Here is a 3,927-nt window from a genome sequence, read left to right on the forward strand (position 1 = left end):
TTGGTGACTACGCTGGTTGGATCAACTGGCGCGTTTTGATCAACCGCTGGCGTGATTAACTCTGGCTGGTATTGATCCTTGTTTGACTTCACGTTGACCGTAACTGGGACGTCCTCGCTTGACCCATCTGGGTAAGCTACATGCAAACTACCAGTAGCTGGTTGCCCAGCCGTCTCAGTGTTAGGCTCCTTCGTCCAACTATACGTTGTCCCCTTTGGCAACTTGTCTTGGTTGGTGACTACGCTGGTTGGATCAACTGGCGCGTTTTGATCAACCGCTGGCGTGATTAACTCTGGCTGGTATTGATCTGCATCATTTGGCGTCACGTTGTAAGTTACCGTGACCGGCTCGGATTCCGATGTACCACCATAAACTACCTTGGCTTGACCAGTCTTGTCGTTCCCAACTTCACTGGTATCTGGTGCGGTCGTCCAAACGACCTTCGCTCCATCTGGCAAACTTACCGCTTGTCCCTTGGCGTCCTTCAGGGTCACCGCGCTGCTATTAAGACTGTCACCTACTTTTACTTTTTGACCGTGAGTCAAGGTGACCGGTTTCCCAGCCGCAACGGTGTAGTTACTCTTATCAGTCTTAGCCACCACATTGACGGTCACTGGAACTGAACTGGTCGTATGATCACCGTACGTTACAATTACGTTTGGCGTGTACGAACCAACCGTTGCGGTATCAACTGGCGTATTCGGATCCCACGCGTACGTTGCATCACTTGGTACATCACCGTTGTACTTAACGGCGGCCTTTGCTTGACCGGTGGTCAACGTCGTCCCTTGTTCCACGGTAAGCGGGTCACTGGCGACCGGAGCATAAAGCTTATTTTCAGCCTGCTTCTTTACATAAACATAAGCATCGTGGTGCGTCACTGAGTACGTCCCCGTGACGTCACTGGAGCCAACTTCGTAGTAATTAGTTGGCACCTTGTAGGTAAAGCTGTAATTTTCCCCAATGTTGCCATGAATGGTCTTAACTTTATCAACATCAAGTTCTGGCCCATCGGACGGTGCGTAGTAACTGTTGTTAACGCCCGTCACATCAATGAAGTGCAGCCGCATTTCGCTGTCCTTGGGATCGCTGTCCTTGGCGTAGTAGTAAATATAGCTGTCATCGACCTGACCAATTCGGTTGGTGTAAGTATAGAATTTACCATCCGGGGTACCAAAACTCATATGATCGTTGTAGCTCTTACGCCCCAAGACCTTGCTGGCATTCGTCAACGGACTCCCCTTATAGTACGCAGTCGCCCTCACGGTCCCATCGGTATGAATCACCGTTTGCTTAATTACGACACTATCCGACAAAGCTAAATCATAAGTTTGCCCAACTTTATATGGCGAAATCGTACCGTCTTCATAAGCCAAGCCCAGGAACTTAGGTTCGGATACCAAATGATACCCCGTAACCGTTGGAGCATCACCCTTAATTTTGAAGCCTTGATAACCAAAGCCACTAATTTCCATTGGTTGAACAATGTCTTTTCCAGTTGCTTGGTCCACGTATCTAACCTTGGTCGAAGTTTCCTGTGGGATCGCACTTGCCCAGGAACCGATTGACTTCGTTTTGGCCGCCTCATCATTTTGATCGTAAGTATTAGAGCCGTACGTAGGGTCCAATAAGCCCCCATCAAAGACTGGCAACATCCCATATTCACCATCAGCATGTTCAAAGCCCTTCAAAATAACCGCATACGACTTGCCTTGGTAGTTTTTAAAAATCAAATCATATTTACTACCACTGGCCCCTCCGTAAACTTCCTGAGTATCGGTATTAGGTGCTGCAATCGTCGATGACGTAATTTGCTTTCCAGTGTGGATGGTGTAGCTGTACAGATTATGATCATTTGGATCTTGACTCCGGGCCAACAAGATGACCCGGTGGAATGAGCTATTGTAATCGACATAAGCCGCAAAGAAGTATTTATCTGGGTTGCTAGGAATGATCCCCTTTGAAATAGTGCCAAACCAAAACGTATGCTTTGGAGTAGTGGTAAAAATCGTATACAAAGTACTGTCTTGGAAACGTCCAACGGTCTTATCCACCCAAGTATTGCCATCCGACTTACCATCATGAAGGTGAGTAAGGTAATCAGTCATTAACGGCTGAGAAACCACCGTATAAGTTTGGGTACTCTTAGGTAAAGTATCCGTGTCCGGATTTATCACCGCTAAGTTCATCATCAAAGTTCGCGCTTGCGTCGCCGAAGATGTGGTTTCATTTACCGACACCGTTTGACTGCTAGGCGTCTTGCCAATTGCAGTATGGTTGGCCGATACCGTCCCCGCTTGGCTGGCCGGTGAGGAGGTCGCATTGCCCGAGTTTGCCGACTCTGAGCTCTGCGTCACTTGGGTCTCCGGGGCTGCTTGACTGTCGGTCGCAGCAGAGCCGGTCGTCCTGGCGGCCTGACTGTTGCTGGACGATCCACTTACTACCTCACCAGACGCGCCCGAGCCAGTGATAGCCGTCGCGGCCGCGTGGGCAACCGGCGCTTGACTGGCCAGATTATAACCAAAAATTGTAAATCCTAACAGAACGGAAGCCACCCCGATATTCAGCTTTCTTAAGCCAAACCGTTGCTTCTTGCGTAACGTTTGGAATTCCTTATTCATTCATCTAATCCCCTTCCTTTTGAGTAAGCCATCCAAATTGACTTATCATCAAATAATCTTAGTTCATTATACACCCGTTTCGTTATATTTAATAGTTCGCTCAAAAGAAAGCACGGCATAACAGACCGTCTTTATCAAAAGATCACTGAGATGGGGCTGTGACATAAGTCCCTAAATTAAGAAGATCCATTCGGAAATTGAAAAATTTTCGAATGGATCTTTTCCTTTTTGATTTTTTATCTAAGAAATTGGACGGCCTTCCGGCCAATTTCTTCATATTCAATGCCATTAAGGCAATTCCTATTTGCCCTTTGGCTTTCTGGAGGCCACGTACCGTGAACCTCTTGAAATCCAAATAAGCCTTCAAATTACCAAAAACTGTTTCAACATCGTATTTACGACGTGAATAAGTATTGGAATTTGAAAGCGACTTACGTGCTTTTGCCTTAAAATACTCCCATTGTGGATTTACCATGATGTACTTGGTATTGCCATGTGGAGTCAATGCTTTAGCGTTAATTTGATGATTTTCATCGTACTTTTCAGCTTGATATACTTTGAAGTCGCGATGAAATCCATATTTATCATTGCGATAAGCGTAACGTTTAAAGTTAAAGCGAACCCCAGCCGGATTTACATAATAATCGTCCTTGTCGTGGTATTCCCAATTCATCACTTTACGATTATCAGACTTCCATTTACGACTATTCTCTTTAAGCATTGTGCTGTAAGGAATAAGAGCCGTACAATCCGGTAGCTCATCTTCGATATATTTATAATTACGTTCAGAACCATAACCAGCATCAGCCACGATTTCTCGACCCAAAACGCCGTTTTGGGCGAGATGCGTTAAGAATGGTATTAACGTTCTAGTATCGGTAGGATTCTGCATGAGATCATAGCCAAGCACAAATTGCGAATTGGTCATGATTTGAAGATTATATGCAGGTTTGGTTTGACCATTACGCATCGGATCTTCCTTCAAACGCATAAAAGTAGCATCATGATCAGTTTTAGAATAGCTATTACGTCGGCCGGCGGTCGCGACTTGGGCCTTATATTCTAAGTCTTTCTGGCGACAGTGATCTAGCGCGCGGAGATACTTTTTGGCATGACGACGTTCTTGCTTGGCGGGGTTAGGCGAAACCTTTGTGGTTTCGGCCACCTGCTTATTGAGCTCTTCAATTCGCTGTTCTAGTAAGGCAATTGTAGTATCTAGCTCATCGATCTGAAAATCATCTAAAGTGGTATCTACTTCAACTTCATGCTTCATCTCGTTAATTAGCTTCCGTGCTTTGGCCACATT

At 45.9% G+C, this 3,927-nt stretch carries 2 protein-coding genes; both read right to left on the reverse strand.

Annotation, left to right across the window (positions count from 1 at the left end):
- Nucleotides 1-2,621 (reverse strand): Rib/alpha-like domain-containing protein (locus QOR82_RS08815; protein WP_283584375.1); only part of this gene is annotated, 2,621 nt, incomplete at its 3' end.
- 142 nt (nucleotides 2,622-2,763) lie between these two features.
- Nucleotides 2,764-3,927: transposase (locus QOR82_RS08820; protein WP_283584376.1), on the reverse strand; the 1,164-nt coding region annotated here is incomplete at its 5' end.

The sequence above is a fragment of the Limosilactobacillus difficilis genome (assembly GCF_947387495.1).
GTDB lineage: Bacteria > Bacillota > Bacilli > Lactobacillales > Lactobacillaceae > Limosilactobacillus > Limosilactobacillus difficilis.